The sequence below is a fragment of the Pseudomonas sp. W2I6 genome (genome assembly GCF_030815935.1).
Lineage (GTDB): Bacteria > Pseudomonadota > Gammaproteobacteria > Pseudomonadales > Pseudomonadaceae > Aquipseudomonas.
In genome coordinates, this window is record NZ_JAUSXJ010000001.1 from 5,542,638 (window position 1) to 5,560,286 (window position 17,649).

Below are 17,649 nucleotides of genomic sequence, written 5' to 3' on the forward strand. Positions count from 1 at the left end.
CGGGCTTGCTCGCGAAAGCGCTGGGTCAGTCGACAGATGCATTGACTGACACTGCGCCTTCGCGAGCAAGCCCGCTCCCACATTTGTTTTATGCCAACTTCAAATGCTACGGACAGCCCATGAACCGCCTTCGCCTCGCCCTGCCCCTCCTGTTACTGCCCGCCACCGACCTGCTCGCCGACAGTTTCGAACGCGACCAAGCCCTCAAGCTGCCCGACATGGTGATCAGCGCCAACCGCCAGGTCCAGGCGCGCAACGACAGCAGCGCCGCCAACACCGTCTTCACCCGCGACGACATCGACCGCCTGCAACCCACCAGCGTGACCGACTTGCTCAGCCGCGTGCCCGGCGTGCAGGTTTCACAGGCCGGTGGCCGTGGCAGTCTGGCAAGCGTTTACATTCGTGGCACCAAGTCGGCCCAGAGCCTGGTGCTGGTCGACGGCCAGCGCATCGGCAACTCGACTTCCGGCGACAGCAACCTGCAGCACCTGAACATCCAGCAGATCGAACGCGTGGAAATCCTGCGTGGTTCGCGCTCGGTGATCTACGGCAGCGATGCGATTGGCGGGGTGATCCAGATTTTCACCCGACGTGGTAACGAGTCCGGCCTGCAACCCCGCCTGCATGTGGGATTTGGCAGCAACCAGACGTGGGAACGCAGCCTGGGCTTGTCCGGCGGCGATGCGCAAACTCGCTTCAACCTCGGCGCCAGCCTGGATGACACGGCCGGAATCAATCGCACGTACGACTCCTATCCCAGCGACCGTGACCATGACGCCTATCGCAACCAGGCCATCAGTTTCAGCCTGAGCCATGCCTTCAACGATGACCTCGAAGCGGGTGTGAACGTGCTGGATAACCGCGGCAAAAGCGAATTCGACAACCCGTTCGGTCGCTTCGATTCGACCACCTTCCAAAGCTTCCAGCAAAAGCCCTACACCCACTTCACCGTGAGCAGTGTCAGCACCTATGTTGACGCGCGTATCAATGACACGTGGAAGTCCCGGCTGGAAGCGGGCCACAGCGAAAACCGCGAAGAAACCCGGGACAAGCTCAGCACCGAACGCAGCGTGTTCAACACTTACCGCAACTCACTGAATTGGCAGAACGACCTGACCCTCAATGAGCAGAACAGCCTGATACTGGGCGGCGACTGGTACGAGGACCAGGTCAACAGCAGCACAGCGTTCGCCGAAGACAGTCGCTGGAATCGAGCGGCGTTTATCCAGCACCGTTTTCAAGCCCAGTCCTTTTCCACCGAACTGGGCCTGCGTCGCGACGATAACCAACAGTTCGGCGGCCACAACAGTTGGAGCGGCACCTTCACCCTGCCGCTGAACCCGGACAATGATCTGTTGCTGAGCTACAGCGAAGGCTTCCGCGCGCCTACGTTCAACGACCTCTACTACCCGGACGAATTCGGCTTCAAAAACAGTAACCCGAACCTCAAGCCCGAGACATCGAAAAGCTACGAAGTGCAATGGCGCAGCCAGCTCAGCGACAGCAGCCGACTGGAAGCCTCGCTGTACCGCACCGATATTCAGGATGCGATCGTGTTTGCCAGCAACGGCCCGCAAAACGTCAGCGCCGCACGCATCAACGGCTTCGAGGCGGCGCTCAAGCAAGAACTGTTCGGCTGGCAAAGCAGCCTCGCCGTTGCATTGATCGACCCACGCGACCGCGACACCGGGCGCACACTGGCGCGTCGAGCCCGGCGCACCCTGAGCCTGGACCTGGATCGCCAATTCGATCAATTCGGCGTCGGCGCCAGCTGGCAAGCGGTCAGCAGCAGCTACGACGATGCGGCGAACCAGCAACGCCTGGGCGGGTATGGCTTGCTGGGGCTACGGGGCAGTTGGGCGGTGAACCATGAAGTCACGCTGGAAATGAAGCTCGATAACCTGCTGAACAAGGACTACAGCCGGGCGCTGTATCAGTATCAAGGCCAGCAATATGGCTATCGGGAAGAAGGCCGGGCACTGATGTTCGGGGTGACCTGGACGCCGGAACTCTAAGTCGTCTGCACCGGCCTCATCGCGGGCAAGCCCGGCTCCCACAGGGGACCGTGCTTATCCAGACGACTCGGTCAAATGTGGGAGCTGGCTTGCCTGCGATAGCGGTCTCACAGCCCCGGTGCAATCACCTGACACAACCGCGCCACCGCTTCCAGCATCTGTCCGCTGGGCCGTTCCAGGCCCTTGTCGGGCACCAGCAGCAAATGCCCGTTCGCTACCGCCGCCACCTGGGGCCAGGCCTTCCAGGCATCCAGCTGCGCTTGATCGCCCGCCAGAATCACCCCGGGATTACGCTGCAACACCGACTCAATGCTGACCTGCGGTGCCGGTAATTTCAGGTCATCGAACACATTGCGCGCGCCGCACACACTCAGCGCATCGCTGATGATCTGCCCGCCACCCACGGTGTACAGCGGCTGGTTCCACACCTGATAAAACACCCGCAACGGCTCGGCCCGGTGATAGCGTGAGCGCAACTCGGCCAAGCGCTGACGCAACTGCGCGGCCAATTGCCGGCCGGCGTCATCCCGCCCGAGTTGCCGGGCAATGGTTTCGACCTGTGAGGTGAGTTGTTCGAGGCTGTGGGGTTCGGCGACAAATACCGGGATGTTCAGGCGTTGCAGCTGTTCACGCTGGCCCGGGCCGACGCTGCCGGGCCAAAGCAGGATCAGGTCGGGCTTGAGGCTGAGCAGCCGCTCCATGTCCAACTGCCCGTAGTTGCCCACAGACGGCACGTTCGCCAACGCCTGTGGCCGCTCGCCGCCATCCAGCACGCCCACCAGCAAATCGGCGGCGCCCAGTTCAACGACGATTTCAGACAAGGAAGGCGCAAGGCTGACCACCCGCTCAACCGCTTCAGCCTGGGCCGCGACAACCAGCAGCCACACCGCCAGCCAGACGCGCATCAACCCAACTGGCGCGGGATGCGGTAGAGGTAGAACAGCACCAGGGTCGACAGTGCCAACAGAAACAGCGGCACCGCTTCCAGCCCGACAAACACTGCCAGCGCGCCGACCCAGGCCGGCAGTGCAGCCACCAGCAACGCCACACGACGGCGGGCCGCGAGGGTGATCCAGGCAGCCGGTTCTTCAGGGGTATCGAGGGCTTTGCCGGTGGCGATCAGCGCGTGTTTATAGCCGTGGAAGTAACGCAGGCTGACAAACATCGAGGCCACGCCTGCGATAAAAAACGGCATCGCCAGCACCGGCAGCAAGGGCTCGGCCTTGCCAAACACGAGGTTGATCACAAACAACGGCGCCAGCGCCAACGCCAGGTATTGCCACCAGTTAAACGACAGTCGCCGCTTGACCTGGCCGCGCGTCACGCCCGGTCGGCCTCGCCCTGGTGCTCGTTGCCCATCATGTGGTCGAGCTTGCTGGCCTTGGTGGCCAGGTAGAGCTTGTTGTGCGGGTTGTGGCCGGTGTGCAGCGGCACGCGCTCGGCGACGGTGATGCCCATGTCGGTCAAGGCTTTGACCTTGCGCGGGTTGTTGGTCATCAGCCGCAGGGATTTGACGCCCAGGTGCTGGAGCATCGGCAGGCAGATCCCATAGTCGCGCTGGTCAGCGGCAAAACCGAGGCGCTCGTTGGCTTCCACAGTGTCGGCGCCGCCATCTTGCAACTCATAGGCGCGGATCTTGTTCAGCAGGCCAATGCCACGGCCTTCCTGACGCAGGTACAGCAACACGCCACGGCCTTCGCGGGCGATGGCCTGCAGGGCGGCTTCCAGTTGCGAGCCGCAGTCACAGCGCTGGCTGAACAGCGCATCGCCGGTCAGGCACTCGGAGTGCACGCGACCGAGGACCGGGGCACCGTCCGCCACGTCACCGAGGCTGAGAACAACGTGTTCGCGCCCGGTGGCTTCTTCAAGAAAGCCATTCATGGTGAACGTGGCAAAAGGGGTTGGCAGCTTGGAAGCGGCGACGAAAACGACGGGCACCTTGTGCTCCTGATTTCAGATTTCACAGGGGAGGGATTGTAACAGTAGGTTCCTACAGACGCTTAAGCTGAATTATCGCTGATAAAGATCAATAGGTTCGATTGGCCTTCAGCTTGGTTCTATGCCTTTCAGAAATGTTGATAGCCACGAATGGCCGGCGTGACGTCCTGGCCAGACGCATCCAGCAGGGTAACGCCCTGCCCCGCCTCGACCCGGCCGATTACATGGACCGGCACACCGGCGGCCAACAGCGGCGCCAGTTCGGCGGGCGGCAAGGTGAACGCCAGTACGTAGTCGTCCCCCCCGCTCAACGCGGCCACCCGGGCATCCGCTTCACCGACGAACGCCAGCAAGGCGGCGGACAATGGCAGTTTTTGCTGCTCGATCAACAAGCTGACAGCCGACGCCTTGGCGATATGCCCGCAATCAGCCAAAAGGCCGTCGGAAATATCCATGGCAGACGTGGCCTTGCCCCGCAACGCCAAGCCCAGCGCCAACTGCGGTTGCGGCGACCAGTAATGGGCCAGCAGCGGCTCGGCGATAGCCGCCTCCGCCGTGCGCTGCCCCAGCACCAGCGGCAAGGCGCCCGCTGCGTTACCCAGCTCACCGCCCACACACAGCAAGTCGCCGGGCCGCGCGCCGCTGCGGGTCAAGGCCTGGCCCGCCGGCACCCGGCCAAACACGGTCATGGTCAGGCTCAGCGGCCCACGGGTGGTGTCGCCACCTACCAGAACCACGCCACAACCCTGCGCCATGGCGTTCAAGCCCTGGGCATAGCGTTGCAGCCAATCGGCATCAACCGTCGGGGTGGTGAGGGCAAGGGTAAACGCGAGGGGATTGGCGCCCATGGCCGCCAGATCGCTGACTGCCACGGCCAGCGAGCGCTGGCCGAGCAGAAACGGATCGCAGGGGTCGGCAAAATGCACGCCGGCCACCAGGGTATCGGTAGAAATCGCCAGCTGTTCCCCGGGAGGAACAGCCAGCAAGGCACAGTCGTCGCCAATCCCCAGTGCAATGCCTTCGCCGCCCTGCGCACAGGGCGCGGCGGCGAAGTAGTTGCGGATCAGCTCAAACTCGCCCATTGCGTCAGCAAGCGCCAGTTAGCGCTTGTACGCCTTCACTTCGGCTTCACGCAGGCGCGGGGCCAGCTTGTCGAGCACGCCGTTGACGAACTTGTGACCGTCGGTGGAACCGTAGACTTTCGCCAGTTCGATCCCTTCGTTGATCACAACGCGGTAAGGCACGTCGACGCGCTTGAGCAGTTCCCAGGTGGACAGGCGCAGTACGGCCAGTTCAACCGGGTCCAGCTCTTCGATCGCCAGGTCCAGGCACGGCGTCAGTGCAGCGTCGATCTCGGCCAGGTTGGCCGGAACACCGTGCAGGATGTCGTGGAAGTAGCTGGCATCGGCCGCGCTGAAATCGTTGTCGACGCGAAACTGCGCCTCGATTTCGTTCAGCGAGGTTTTCGCCATGTGGCGCTGGTACAAAGCCTGGGTCGCGAGCTGGCGGGCCGAACGACGCTTTTCGCTTTTCGATGGCTTGCCGGCGTCTGCCGGGCGCGGGTCCTGGGGGTTGAACTGATCGCTGTCGTCGCTAATCACTTGGCCTCCAACTGCGCCAGCAGGCTGACCATTTCCAGGGCGGACAGGGCAGCTTCAGCACCTTTGTTGCCGGCCTTGGTGCCGGAACGCTCGATGGCTTGTTCGATGGAATCAACGGTCAGCACGCCAAAGGCGACCGGCACGCCGAACTCCATGGACACCTGGGCCAGGCCCTTGGTGCATTCGCCAGCCACGTATTCGAAGTGCGGAGTGCCGCCACGAATGACCGCGCCCAGGGCGATGATCGCCGCGTATTCACCCTGCTGTGCAACTTTCTGCGCAACCAGTGGAATTTCGAAGGCGCCAGGAGCGCGGATGATAGTGATGTCGCTTTCGCTCACACCGTGGCGAACCAGGGCATCCACGGCACCGCTTACCAGGCTTTCAACCACGAAGCTGTTGAAGCGGCCAACCACCAGGGCATAGCGGCCTTTGGGGGCGATGAAGGTACCTTCGATGGTCTTCAGGGTCATTCGACAAATCTCTTAAAGAGCCGGGACGCGCTTAGTGCGCGCCCCTCAGTGATATTTGAACCGCGAACAAGGGGCAAACAACGCCGGCCTTTATTCGGAGGGCACGTATTCTACTACTTCCAGGTCGAAACCGGATATGGCATTAAATTTCATTGGCGCACTCATCAGGCGCATTTTGCGCACGCCCAGGTCCCGCAGGATCTGCGAACCGGCCCCGACGATGCTGTAGGTGGTCGGTTTTTTCACCGGCGCGTGGTCGGCGGTTTCGCGGATATGCGCCAGAAGCACGTCGCCATCCAGCGGATGGCCCAGCAGCAATACAACACCGCTGCCGGCCTCGGACACCGCGGACATCGCGGCCCGCAGGCTCCAGCGCCCCGGTTGCTTGACCATCAGCAGGTCGCGCAGCGGGTCCATGTTGTGCACCCGCACCAGGGTTGGCTCTTCAGCGCAGATGGTGCCCAGGGTCAGGGCCATGTGCACGTCGCCTTCCACGGAATCACGATAGGTCACCAGGTTGAACTGGCCCAGTTCGCTGTCCAGCGGCTGCTCGGCAATCCGCTGAACGGTACGTTCGTGGATCATCCGGTAGTGGATCAGGTCGGCAATGGTGCCGATCTTGATGTTGTGCAGCGCGGCAAATTCTTCCAGCTCGGCGCGACGGGACATGGTGCCGTCGTCGTTCATCACTTCGCAGATCACACCGCTCGGCTCGAAACCGGCCATGCGCGCCAGGTCGCAGGCCGCTTCGGTGTGGCCGGCGCGAGCCAGGGTGCCACCCGGCTGGGCCATCAGCGGGAAGATGTGGCCCGGGCTGACGATGTCTTCGGCCTTGGCGTCTTTCGCGGCAGCGGCTTGTACGGTGCGGGCGCGGTCAGCAGCGGAGATGCCAGTGGTGACACCGGTGGTGGCTTCGATGGACACGGTGAACTTGGTGCCAAACCCGGAACCATTGCGCGGCGCCATCAACGGCAGCTTCAGCAGCTCGCAGCGCTCGCGGCTCATCGGCATGCAGATCAGGCCACGGGCGTGCTTGGCCATGAAGTTGATGTGTTCCGGCTGGCAGCACTCGGCGGCCATGATCAGGTCGCCTTCATTCTCGCGGTCTTCGTCATCCATGAGGATGACCATCTTGCCTTGGCGGATGTCTTCAACCAGTTCTTCGATGCTGTTGAGCGCCACGCGGCACCCCCTTGGGTCAGGATTTAAGGTAGCCGTTAGCGGCTAAAAAACTTTCAGTGATGTTCCCGGCGGGCCCTTGAAGAGAGTCAGACTCTGCGGCCTTATCGCCCAACAACAGGCGCTCCAGGTAACGGGCAAGCAAGTCGACTTCCAGGTTCACCCGGCGACCCGGCTGGTACGACGCCATGATGGTTTCGCTCAGGGTGTGGGGAATGATGGTCAGTTCAAATTCGGCGCCATTCACGGCGTTCACGGTCAGACTGGTGCCGTCGACGGTGATCGAGCCTTTGTGGGCGATGTACTTGGCCAGCTCTTTCGGTGCGCGAATGCGAAATTCCACGGCACGCGCGTTTTCGCTGCGAGCAACCACTTCGCCGACACCGTCGACGTGGCCGCTGACCAGGTGCCCACCGAGGCGGGTGGTCGGGGTCAGGGCTTTTTCCAGGTTCACCGGACTGCCGCTCTTGAGGTCCTTCATCGCGGTGCAGTCCAGGGTTTCCCGGCTGACATCGGCGGCAAAGCCGTTGCCAGGCAACTCGATGACGGTCAGGCACACACCGCTGACGGCGATGCTGTCGCCCAGTTTGACGTCGCTCAGGTCGAGCTTGCCGGTTTCAACCAGCAGGCGTACATCGCCGCCTTTTGGGGTCATTGCACGGATGCTGCCGATGGATTCGATAATGCCGGTGAACATGCCGTTCTCCTGAAGACGTGGCGCAGGCCGGGAATTATACGCTCGCTGATGGCAGAGGGATGGCAGTGACTCTCCAGTCATCGCCAACAGCGCGCATTTCAGTGATCTTGAGTTGGGGGGCGTCGGCCAGTTTCTCAAGCGGCCAGTCCAGCAAAGGCCGGGCGGCAGAGCCAAGAAACTTGCCGGCGACGAATATCACGTACTCGTCCACCAGCCCTTGCTGGGCGAAGGCACCCGCCAGGCTTGGGCCGGCTTCCACCAACACTTCGTTGACACCACGGGCCGCCAGGGCCACCAGCGCGGAACGCAGGTCGACCTGGCCGTCGACACCCGGCACCACCAGGCACTCGGGGCCTGTGGGGTACTGGTTGTCCGGCGTCACGCAGGTGATGACCAGCGCGGGGCCAGCCTTGAAGAACGGCGCATTCAGCGGCACCCGCAGGCGGCCGTCGATCAGCACACGCAGCGGCGGACGGGACATCGCCAGGGCGGTGGTTTCTTCATCCAGGCCCAGTTCGGCGGCGCGCACGGTCAGGCGAGCACCATCGGCCAGCACCGTGTCGGCGCCGGTCAGCACCACACTGGCCTGGGCACGCAGGCGCTGCACAGCGGCACGGGCGGCCGGGCCGGTGATCCATTGGCTTTCGCCGTTGGCCATCGCGGTGCGACCGTCCAGGCTCATGGCCAACTTGACCCGCACAAACGGCAGGCCATGCTCCATGCGCTTGAGAAAGCCCGGGTTAAGCGCCCGCGCTTCGTTTTCCAGCAAGCCGCTGTGGGTCTCGATCCCGGCCTGGGCCAGGCGGCGCATGCCACGCCCGGCGACTTCCGGATTCGGGTCCTGCATCGCTGCCACCACACGGGCCAGGCCGGCATTCACCAAGGCATCGGCGCACGGCGGTGTGTGCCCGTGGTGGCTGCACGGTTCAAGGGTCACGTAGGCCGTGGCGCCCCGGGCTTTGTCGCCCGCTGCCCGCAGGGCATGGACTTCCGCATGGGGTTCGCCGGTGCGCACGTGCCAGCCTTCGCCGACAACCTGCCCGTCACGCACGATCACGCAGCCAACCCGGGGGTTGGGGTGGGTGGTGTACAGGCCCTTGCGCGCCAGTTCCAGGGCACGGGCCATGTAATGGGCGTCGAGTACCGCTTGTTCTGCCGAAGGTGGGTTCATTCTTTTACCGGCTCACGGGCCAGGCGGTCGATCTCTTCGCGGAACTCGTTGAGGTCCTGGAAGCGTCGATACACCGAGGCGAAACGGATATAGGCGACTTCGTCGAGCTTTTGCAGCTCGCCCATCACCAGTTCTCCAACCACCAGGGATTTGACTTCGCGCTCGCCGGTGGCGCGCAGCTTGTGCTTGATGTGCACCAGCGCCGCTTCCAGCCGCTCGACACTCACCGGGCGTTTTTCCAGGGCGCGCTGCATTCCGGCGCGCAGTTTTTCTTCGTCGAAAGGCTGGCGACTGCCGTCGGTCTTGATCAGACGTGGCAATACCAGTTCGGCGGTTTCGAAGGTGGTGAAACGTTCACCGCAGCCAGAGGCCAGGCATTCACGCCGGCGACGCACCTGTTCGCCCTCGGCGACCAGACGCGAGTCAATGACCTTGGTGTCGTTGGCACCGCAGAAGGGACAGTGCATGGTGGCAGGCAACAAAAAATGGGAGGGCCATGGTAGCGCATCCCTGTGGCAAGACAAGCCATAGCCTTTACGGTATATAGGCTGACTATTATGTTTCATATTTTTTAAGCCACGGATTTTGTCCTTTCTGGAGCCGTACATGCAGTTACGACCACTTGTTTTGCTCACGTTGCTCGGTTTTCTGGTCGCCTGCAGCAGCCATGCCCCAAAACCTGCGGCGCCGGCTCCGGCACCGCAACAAGAGAAAAAACTGCCGGGCGTGGAAGAAGATCTCGGCCCGTTGCCCGCCTATCAGCGTGAAGTCAGCGGCCAATTGAACGGTATACCGGCGGGTGCGGAAGTGGAACTGGCGCTGCTGGTGATCGACGACCGTTCGCGCCCGCAACAACTGCTGGCCAGCAGCGTGCTGATCGGCAACAACAAGCCCCTGGCCTTCCGCCTGCGCTTCAACCCGCAAGCGTTCCCGGCGGGCGGGCGCGTTGAATTGCGTGGTCGCGCCAGCCAGTCCGGCCAGTTGATCCTGCACCTGCCGCCGGTGCGCATCACCCAGGCGATCACCCAGACCACCGGGCCGCTGCAACTCGTTCCCGCACCATGACGCCACCGCTGGGCCTGCAACGCGCACTGAGCGAACTGATCGGCGACGCCCAACTGGTGCCCTGCCCGCTGCCGGGCACCGAGTTGTCGCTGTGGCTGCTGGACGCCGACAACATGGACCGCGCCTTCAGCCCCGAAGAAACCCGGCGCATCCTGCATGAGCCGCCGTACTGGAGCTTTTGCTGGGCCAGTGGCCTGGCGCTGGCGCGATACCTGGCGGCCAACCCCGAGTGGGTCGCGGGTAAGCGGGTGCTGGATTTCGGTGCAGGTTCGGGTGTTGCCGGGATTGCCGCGGTAAAGGCCGGAGCGCTGGAAGTGGTGGCGTGCGACCTGGATCCGCTGGCCCTGGCTGCCTGCCGGGCGAATGCCGAACTCAACGGCGTAACACTGGGCTATTCAGAAGACTTCTTCACCGAAGCCGACCGGTTTGACCTGATCCTGGTCGCCGATGTGCTGTACGACCGGGCGAACCTGCCGCTGCTGGATCAATTCCTGACACGCGGCCGCGAAGCGCTGGTCGCCGATTCCCGGGTTCGGGACTTCCAGCACCCGGAGTATCAGCGCCTGGGTATCCTCGACGCCCTGACACTGCCCGACCTGGCCGAGCCGTGGGAGTTTCGCAAGGTGAGCCTGTACCATTCGCAGCGATAGTCGCGCCTATCAAACCCGCAAATCTCCAGTAACAGATGGGCTAAGACAGTCTTCAGCGTAGCGTGGAAAATGGCCGCCTCTCGCACGCTACCTGGACGACCAAAGGGTATGCCAAACCCCCGATTTGCATCCGTCGCCTCTTGCTCAAAAAGCTTGCAAACGTTACCGCTACTGCCTAATCTTTGCCGCAATACACCCGCCATGCCTCTGGTCGCGCAAGTGACTAAGCACAAATTGTGCGGGTTTTTTATGCCTGGCGTTTTTTGGGCATGAGAACGTTCGACAAACCTGCCATTGATGTTCCCTCCCAGATAGAACTGCTCAAACAACGTGGCTTGCTCATTCAAGATGAAGCCCGTGCGCAGTGTTTCTTGCAGTCCGTCAGTTTTTTCCGATTGAGCCCCTACATGCGCCCTTTTCAGCAATCGGGAGATGTCGATCATCGATTTCGCGATGGCACAGGTTTTCGTCAGTTAACTCGACTCTACGATTTTGACCGCAGGCTTCGATTGTTGAGCATGGATGCCATTGAACGCGTGGAAATAGCGACCCGCTCGATGATCAGTAACCATATGGGGCCCAACTATGGCAGCCATTGGTATACCGATATCGGAATGTTTCAACAGGCATTTGACCACCAACGCCTACTTGCAACATTGCAGTCCAAGCAATGTGCCGCTATCCGAGACTATGAGCGCGAATGCCTGCGAATAGATCGACTGCAAGCCGATAGCGGTCGCAAAGCGCATCTCAAATGCCAAAGAGCAAAAGAGAGTTACGCCCGACACTACCCCACCACCTATGACCAACCACCACTCATGCCCGGCTGGGCAATGCTGGAAGAACTCACACTCGGTGACCTGTCCCATCTCTACAAAGGCTTGGCCAGGGATTCAGACAAGAAGGCTATCGCCAGACGCCTGGAACTCCCCGCCCCTTTGATGCAGTCCTGGCTGCACACCTTGACCACTATTCGTAACATCTGCGCACACCATGCGCGAATGTGGAATCGAGAATTGGGCATTCGCCCAGAACTGCCCAAAAAAGCCAACTTCCCGTGGCCCAGGCACCTTATTCATCCGGGCACTCATGCCCGTATGTTCGCAGCACTCTGCATCCTTAATCACCTAATGCATAAAGTGTGTCCACACGCTCAGTGGGACCGGCGCCTGCGTCAACTGACTGAGGAATTTCCCGATGTCAGCCTCAAAGCGATGGGTTTTCCTCAAGACTGGTACCAGGACCCTTTCTGGCATCCTGTACGCGCTTAATCGCGGCATAGCTTCCGGTCGCCTCCTCCAGTCTTTATAGTTGCCCCATTCCTGCTTTCTTCGAGATTCCCCATGAGTGAGCCCACGCCGTACATCTTCGATGCCACCACCGCCACCTTCGATCAGGCGGTGATCCAGAACTCCTTCGAAAAACCCGTGCTGGTGGATTTCTGGGCCGAGTGGTGCGCGCCGTGCAAGGCGTTGATGCCGATGCTCGCGCAGATTGCCGAGAGTTATCAGGGTGAGTTGCTGCTGGCCAAGGTCGATTGCGATGCCGAGCCGGACGTGGTCTCGCGCTTTGGCATTCGCAGCCTGCCGACCGTGGTGCTGTTCAAGGATGGCCAGCCAGTGGATGGGTTTGCCGGTGCGCAGCCTGAATCCGCCGTGCGCGCGATGCTGGAGCCCCATGTGCAGATGCCACCACCGGCGGCTGCCGATCCACTGGAGCAGGCCCAGGCGCTGTTTGCCGAAGGCCGTATCACCGACGCCGAGGCCGTGCTGGTCACCCTGCTTGGCGAAGACAACACCAACGCCGCCGCGCTGATCCTGTACGCACGCTGCCTGGCCGAGCGCGGTGAACTGGGCGAAGCGCAAACCGTGCTCGACGCCGTCAAGAGCGATGATCACAAGGCCGCACTGGCCGGCGCCAAGGCGCAGATCACTTTCCTGCGCCAGGCCGCCGACCTGCCGGACGCCGCAGACCTGAAAGCCCGCCTGGCGCAAAACCCGCAGGATGACGAGGCGGTGTACCAACTGGCCGTGCAACAACTGGCGCGCCAGCAATACGACGCCGCGCTGGATGGCTTGCTCAAGCTGTTCATCCGCAACCGCAGCTACAGCGAAGGCCTGCCCCACAAGACGCTGTTGCAGGTGTTCGAACTGCTCGGCAACGATCATCCGCTGGTCACCGTGTACCGCCGCAAGCTGTTCGCCGCGCTGTATTAAGCCTTACTCGATCCAACTGTACAGCGGCGTATCCCCGCCGCTGGCCACCTTGACCTTGGCGCTATGGCGCAGGCGCACCAGCAGGCGCTTGCCCGCCGAGGCGCTGCCGGCCAGGCCTTCCAGTTGATCAAGCAATTCCAGGCCGTTGAGTTGCCCGGCCTTGCGCAGCAAATCCTGGGCGGCCTGCCACAGGCTCTCGTCCAGGTTACCCGCGGCCGGCGCCACCACGGGCTCGGCACTCGGCGGTTTGCTGGCCTGCAACTGCGCGCCCAGCCGGGCCCAGTCGCCGTCATCCAGCTCCAGGGTCAAGTCCACCGGCAGGTCACCGACGGTTCCACGAATTCTCAACATCGCACTTACTCCCGCACTTTTCTGACGAGCATGCTCCCACGCGTCTTGCGCTACGCCAAGCGGGCGGTCAAACTCCTCGCAAAATTGTTATAAGATCACATAACAAAACTTTCATCTTTGTCCGGGAGCTCCACCATGCGCCGTTTGCTGCTCGCTTTGCCGTTTGCCCTGTTGCCACTGGCCATCGCCCAGGCTGCCGACGAGCACGACCATGATCACGAGCACGGCAGCCTCGGTGCCCACGAACACGGCGTGGGTCGCCTCAACGCGGTGCTCGACGGCCAGGCCCTGGAGCTGGAACTGGACAGCCCGGCGATGAACCTGGTGGGCTTCGAACACCTCGCTACAACGTCCGCCGACAAAGCCAAGGTCGCCGCTGCCCGCAAACAACTTGAACAACCTTTGGTGCTGTTCAGCCTGCCCAAGGCCGCCGGTTGCGTGATCAGCACCCAGGAACTGAACAGCCCGCTGTTCGGCGACAAGCCTGAAGCCGACCACGATGAAGACGATGACGACCACGCCACCGATGGCAAAGGCGCCGCCGCCCACGAACATCACCACGACCACAGCGAAATCCACGCTCACTACCAGTTCACCTGCGCCACGCCGACCGCGCTGAGCAACCTCGACCTGACCCAGGTGTTCAAGACCTTCCCCGCCACCCAGAAAATTCAGGTACAACTCATTGGCCCGAGCGGCCAGCAGGGTGTGGAAGCGACGGCCACAGCAGCCACCCTGAAATTCTGATGTAAACACCACACTGTAGGAGCTGGCTTGCCTGCGATGCAGACGCCGCGGTGCTCCAGAAACACCGCGGTGATGCCATCGCAGGCAAGCCAGCTCCTACAGTTGATCGGTGTCATCATCCAAATCGAGCCAGACCACTGACCTCCCTATGACCCAAGCACTTATCGAACTGTCTGACCTGGGCTTCAATAGGCCCGGTCACCCACAGTTGCTGGACATCCCGACGTTTCGCCTGGAGCCGGGGGAAACCCTGTTCCTCAAGGGCCCCAGCGGCAGTGGCAAGACCACCCTGCTCGGCCTGCTGGGCGGTGTGCAAAAGCCCAGCCGCGGCAGTATTCGCCTGCTGGGCCAGGAGCTGACCGAACTCTCGGCCGGCGCCCGCGACCGTTTCCGGGTCGACCACACCGGCTACATCTTCCAGCAGTTCAACCTGTTGCCGTTTCTCTCGGTGCGCGAGAACGTCGAGTTGCCCTGCCACTTTTCAACGTTACGGGCGCAGCGGGCAATCCAGCGTCACGGCAGCGTCGACCAGGCTGCCGCGACCTTGCTCGCCCACCTGGGCCTGAAGGACAAGAGCCTGCTGGAGCGCCGCGCCGACTCCCTGTCCATCGGCCAGCAACAACGGGTGGCCGCTGCCCGTGCGCTGATCGGCCAGCCGGAGCTGGTGATCGCCGACGAGCCGACCTCGGCCCTGGACTACGACGCCCGGGAGGCCTTCATTCAGTTGCTGTTCGCCGAATGCCGCGAAGCAGGCGCCAGCCTGTTGTTCGTCAGCCATGACCAGAGCCTGGCGCCGCTGTTCGACCGCAACCTGTCGCTGGCCGAACTCAATCGCGCCGCCACGCCCGCAGAGGTTTGAGATGTATTTGTTTCGACTAGCCATGGCCAGCCTGGCTAACCGCCGCTTTACCGCGATACTCACCGCCTTCGCCATCGCCCTGTCGGTGTGCCTGTTGCTGGCGGTGGAACGGGTACGCACCGAAGCCCGCGCCAGCTTCGCCAGCACCATCAGCGGCACCGACCTGATCGTCGGCGCGCGCTCCGGCTCGGTGAATTTGCTGCTGTATTCGGTGTTCCGCATCGGCAACGCCACCAACAACATTCGCTGGGACAGCTACGAGCACTTCGCGGCCAACCCGCAGGTAAAATGGGCGATCCCGATTTCCCTCGGCGACTCCCATCGCGGCTACCGCGTGATGGGCACCAACGAATCCTATTTCGAACACTACCAATACGGCCGCCGGCAGAACCTGGAACTGGCCAGCGGCCGCGCCTTCGCCACCGATCCATTCGAAGTGGTGCTCGGCGCCGAAGTGGCCGACGCGCTGCATTACAAGCTCGGCGACAAGCTGGTGCTGGCCCACGGCGTGGCGGTGGTCAGCCTGGTCAAGCACGACGACAAGCCGTTCACCGTGGTCGGCATTCTCAAGCGCACCGGCACTCCGGTGGACCGCACACTGCATATCAGCCTCGGCGGCATGGAAGCGATTCACATCGACTGGCACAACGGCGTACCGGCCCAGGGCAAAGGCCGGATCAGCGCCGATCAGGCCCGCAACATGGACCTGACGCCACAAGCCATCACCGCGTTCATGCTCGGTTTGAACAACAAGATTTCCACCTTCGCCCTGCAACGGGAGATCAACGAGTTCCGTGGCGAGCCGATGCTGGCGATCCTGCCGGGCGTGGCGCTGCAAGAGCTGTGGAGCATGATGGGCACGGCTGAAAAAGCGCTGTTCGTGATCTCGCTGTTCGTGGTGCTGACCGGCTTGATCGGCATGCTCACCGCGATCCTCACCAGCCTCAACGAGCGCCGCCGGGAAATGGCAATCCTGCGTTCGGTGGGCGCGCGGCCCTGGCATATTGCGACCTTGCTGATCTTCGAAGCCTTCGCCCTGGCATTGTCGGGCGTGATCGCCGGCGTCGGGCTGCTGTATGTGTGCATCGCCGCGTCGCGCGGGTATTTGCAGGCCAATTACGGCCTGGACCTGCCGCTGTCGTTGCCGAGCGAATATGAATGGACTTTGTTGGGCGGTATTCTCGTCGCAGCCCTGCTGATGGGCAGCGTGCCAGCCTGGCGCGCCTACCGGCAATCGTTGGCCGACGGCCTGTCGATACGTTTATGAGGAAGCTGTTGATGCGTCGCGCCGTGCTCGCACTGTTACTGCTGGCGGCCCTGCCCGTGTGGGCTGAAGACCAGCCCAAGGACCTGTCGTGGCAGGAGATGATCCCGCCGGACGCGCCGCCGGAAATCCCCAACATGAAACCGCTGCACGACTTGTCGGGCATGGCCGATGCGTTGTCGGTGGAGTCAGCGCCGGCCGCCAAGCAGGACCTGCCCAACGCGCCGGTCGTACAAAGCCTGGACGGCAAGCACATCCGCCTGCCGGGTTATATCGTGCCGCTGGAAGTCAGCGAGGAAGGCCGCACCACGGAGTTCCTGCTGGTGCCGTATTTCGGCGCCTGCATTCACGTGCCGCCACCGCCGTCGAACCAGATCGTGCATGTCAAAAGCGAAGTCGGCGTGAAGCTCGACGAGTTGTATCAGCCGTACTGGATCGAAGGCCAGATGCAGGTCAAACCGTCCAGCAGTGAACTGGCCGATGCCGGCTACCAGATGGATGCCGACAAGATCTATGTGTACGAGTTGCAGGAATAACCCGTGATTGCGCTTTCATTGAGCTGAGTCAAAAGCTCGAACGTTACGATCTTTACCATTGGACACAAGCAATTAATAACGTCCTTTGGAGCTCCCATGAACAAGTCCCTGCTCGGCGCGTCGCTTGTCGCGCTCGCCCTCGTCGCCCCTGTTGCCCACGCTCACGAAGCGGGTGACATCCTGATTCGCGCCGGTGCCATCACCGTCAACCCGAAAGCGGACAGCAGCAGTGTCAAGGTTGACCAGGGCCCGCTGGCCGGGACCAACCTGGGCGGCAAGGCGACCATGAGCAGCGACACCCAGCTGGGCTTGAACTTCGCCTACATGTTCACCAGCCACTGGGGTATCGAACTGCTGGCGGCCACGCCGTTCGAACATGATGTGAAGATCAAGAACACCGCCCTGGGCGCTGCCAACGGCAAGCTCGGTACGCTGAAGCACCTGCCACCGACCCTGAGCGTCGTGTACTACCCGCTGGACAGCAAGTCGGTATTCCAGCCGTACATCGGCGCCGGTATCAACTACACCTGGATCTACGACGAGCACGTTGGCGGTCGCGCCCAGGAGGCCGGCTTCAGCAACTTCAAGGCGGAAAACTCCTGGGGTTGGGCCGCGCAGATCGGTGCGGACTACATGATCAACGACAAGTGGATGATCAACGCCCAGGCGCGCTACATCGACATCAGCACCAAGGCCACCGTGGACAACAACGCCCTGGGCCAGGGCACTCGGGCCAAGGTGAATGTGGATGTTGACCCGATGGTGTACATGGTCGGTATTGGCTACAAGTTCTAGGTTCTACCCAAGGCCCTGTTGTACAGGGCCTTTTTTGTGAGGCTTCCCATGGAGGCAAGCGCCAATCAGAGGCCAGGCACACGCCCGTGTGC

The 17,649-nt window shown here is 62.3% G+C and carries 21 protein-coding genes; 10 read left to right on the forward strand and 11 right to left on the reverse strand.

Translation table 11 applies throughout. From position 1 onward, the window contains the following. The first annotated feature begins 119 nt into the window (after nt 1–119). Nucleotides 120–2,015, forward strand: coding sequence for a TonB-dependent receptor domain-containing protein (locus tag QF039_RS25645; RefSeq protein ID WP_307521338.1), 1,896 nt, complete (start codon nt 120–122; stop codon nt 2,013–2,015). A gap of 107 nt (nt 2,016–2,122) precedes the next feature. Here the strand turns inward: QF039_RS25645 and QF039_RS25650 are convergent, their stop codons facing one another. From QF039_RS25650 to nrdR, 10 genes are all read right to left on the reverse strand, one after another. Next, nucleotides 2,123–2,920: a cobalamin-binding protein gene (locus QF039_RS25650; protein ID WP_307521340.1), complete on the reverse strand. Its 798-nt coding sequence runs from the start codon at nt 2,918–2,920 to the stop codon at nt 2,123–2,125. Then, nucleotides 2,920–3,339, reverse strand: a complete 420-nt coding sequence (locus QF039_RS25655; RefSeq protein WP_008436498.1) for a nuclear FMR1 interacting 1 family protein — start codon at nt 3,337–3,339, stop codon at nt 2,920–2,922. Before QF039_RS25655 ends, QF039_RS25650 begins: the two co-directional genes overlap by 1 nt. Then, the gene (gene ribA / locus QF039_RS25660; protein ID WP_003209983.1) at nt 3,336–3,953 is read right to left on the reverse strand and encodes a GTP cyclohydrolase II; all 618 of its coding nucleotides are present in this window, start codon (nt 3,951–3,953) and stop codon (nt 3,336–3,338) included. Before ribA ends, QF039_RS25655 begins: the two co-directional genes overlap by 4 nt. Before the next feature lie 128 nt (nt 3,954–4,081). Further along, on the reverse strand, nt 4,082–5,035 hold the full coding sequence (thiL, locus tag QF039_RS25665) for a thiamine-phosphate kinase (RefSeq protein WP_087692351.1): 954 nt from the start codon (nt 5,033–5,035) through the stop codon (nt 4,082–4,084). A gap of 18 nt (nt 5,036–5,053) precedes the next feature. Beyond that, nucleotides 5,054–5,554, reverse strand: coding sequence for a transcription antitermination factor NusB (nusB, locus tag QF039_RS25670; RefSeq protein ID WP_003209985.1), 501 nt, complete (start codon nt 5,552–5,554; stop codon nt 5,054–5,056). Further along, nucleotides 5,551–6,027: a 6,7-dimethyl-8-ribityllumazine synthase gene (ribE, locus tag QF039_RS25675; RefSeq protein ID WP_003209986.1), complete on the reverse strand. Its 477-nt coding sequence runs from the start codon at nt 6,025–6,027 to the stop codon at nt 5,551–5,553. The genes nusB and ribE overlap by 4 nt, the downstream gene beginning before the upstream one ends. A gap of 90 nt (nt 6,028–6,117) precedes the next feature. Next, nucleotides 6,118–7,209, reverse strand: a complete 1,092-nt coding sequence (ribBA, locus tag QF039_RS25680) for a bifunctional 3,4-dihydroxy-2-butanone-4-phosphate synthase/GTP cyclohydrolase II (RefSeq protein WP_003209987.1) — start codon at nt 7,207–7,209, stop codon at nt 6,118–6,120. A 16-nt stretch (nt 7,210–7,225) separates the two neighbouring features. Next, nucleotides 7,226–7,903, reverse strand: coding sequence for a riboflavin synthase (locus QF039_RS25685; protein WP_307521344.1), 678 nt, complete (start codon nt 7,901–7,903; stop codon nt 7,226–7,228). A gap of 34 nt (nt 7,904–7,937) precedes the next feature. Next, entirely contained in the window at nt 7,938–9,074 is a 1,137-nt protein-coding gene (ribD, locus tag QF039_RS25690) for a bifunctional diaminohydroxyphosphoribosylaminopyrimidine deaminase/5-amino-6-(5-phosphoribosylamino)uracil reductase RibD (RefSeq protein WP_003209989.1), read from the reverse strand. After that, nucleotides 9,071–9,541, reverse strand: a complete 471-nt coding sequence (nrdR, locus tag QF039_RS25695) for a transcriptional regulator NrdR (RefSeq protein ID WP_003209990.1) — start codon at nt 9,539–9,541, stop codon at nt 9,071–9,073. The genes ribD and nrdR overlap by 4 nt, the downstream gene beginning before the upstream one ends. A gap of 139 nt (nt 9,542–9,680) precedes the next feature. Here nrdR and QF039_RS25700 point away from each other — a divergent pair, with 139 nt between their 5' ends. The 4 genes from QF039_RS25700 (at nt 9,681) to trxA (ending at nt 13,005) form a co-directional block, all read left to right on the forward strand. After that, nucleotides 9,681–10,139, forward strand: a complete 459-nt coding sequence (locus tag QF039_RS25700; RefSeq protein ID WP_003209991.1) for a YbaY family lipoprotein — start codon at nt 9,681–9,683, stop codon at nt 10,137–10,139. Then, entirely contained in the window at nt 10,136–10,789 is a 654-nt protein-coding gene (locus QF039_RS25705; protein WP_178903052.1) for a methyltransferase, read from the forward strand. The genes QF039_RS25700 and QF039_RS25705 overlap by 4 nt, the downstream gene beginning before the upstream one ends. Before the next feature lie 269 nt (nt 10,790–11,058). Continuing rightward, nucleotides 11,059–12,060, forward strand: a complete 1,002-nt coding sequence (locus QF039_RS25710) for an Abi family protein (RefSeq protein WP_177122542.1) — start codon at nt 11,059–11,061, stop codon at nt 12,058–12,060. Nucleotides 12,061–12,132: 72 nt separating this feature from the next. Beyond that, nucleotides 12,133–13,005: a thioredoxin gene (trxA, locus tag QF039_RS25715; RefSeq protein WP_003209995.1), complete on the forward strand. Its 873-nt coding sequence runs from the start codon at nt 12,133–12,135 to the stop codon at nt 13,003–13,005. A gap of 3 nt (nt 13,006–13,008) precedes the next feature. Here the strand turns inward: trxA and QF039_RS25720 are convergent, their stop codons facing one another. Beyond that, a complete protein-coding gene (locus tag QF039_RS25720; RefSeq protein ID WP_102369989.1) occupies nt 13,009–13,356 on the reverse strand; it encodes a hypothetical protein in 348 nt (115 codons plus the stop codon). A 135-nt stretch (nt 13,357–13,491) separates the two neighbouring features. On the opposite strand from QF039_RS25720, the gene QF039_RS25725 reads away from it, so the two are divergent. From QF039_RS25725 to QF039_RS25745, 5 genes are all read left to right on the forward strand, one after another. Beyond that, nucleotides 13,492–14,103, forward strand: a complete 612-nt coding sequence (locus tag QF039_RS25725) for a DUF2796 domain-containing protein (protein ID WP_003209999.1) — start codon at nt 13,492–13,494, stop codon at nt 14,101–14,103. A gap of 148 nt (nt 14,104–14,251) precedes the next feature. Beyond that, a complete protein-coding gene (locus QF039_RS25730) occupies nt 14,252–14,962 on the forward strand; it encodes an ABC transporter ATP-binding protein (RefSeq protein ID WP_307521354.1) in 711 nt (236 codons plus the stop codon). Between the two features lies 1 nt (nt 14,963). Beyond that, nucleotides 14,964–16,229: an ABC transporter permease gene (locus QF039_RS25735; RefSeq protein WP_003210004.1), complete on the forward strand. Its 1,266-nt coding sequence runs from the start codon at nt 14,964–14,966 to the stop codon at nt 16,227–16,229. 11 nt (nt 16,230–16,240) lie between these two features. Then, entirely contained in the window at nt 16,241–16,762 is a 522-nt protein-coding gene (locus tag QF039_RS25740) for a DUF3299 domain-containing protein (protein ID WP_177066965.1), read from the forward strand. Between the two features lie 96 nt (nt 16,763–16,858). Then, nucleotides 16,859–17,557, forward strand: coding sequence for an OmpW family protein (locus QF039_RS25745; RefSeq protein WP_307521358.1), 699 nt, complete (start codon nt 16,859–16,861; stop codon nt 17,555–17,557). Nucleotides 17,558–17,649 lie beyond the last annotated feature (92 nt).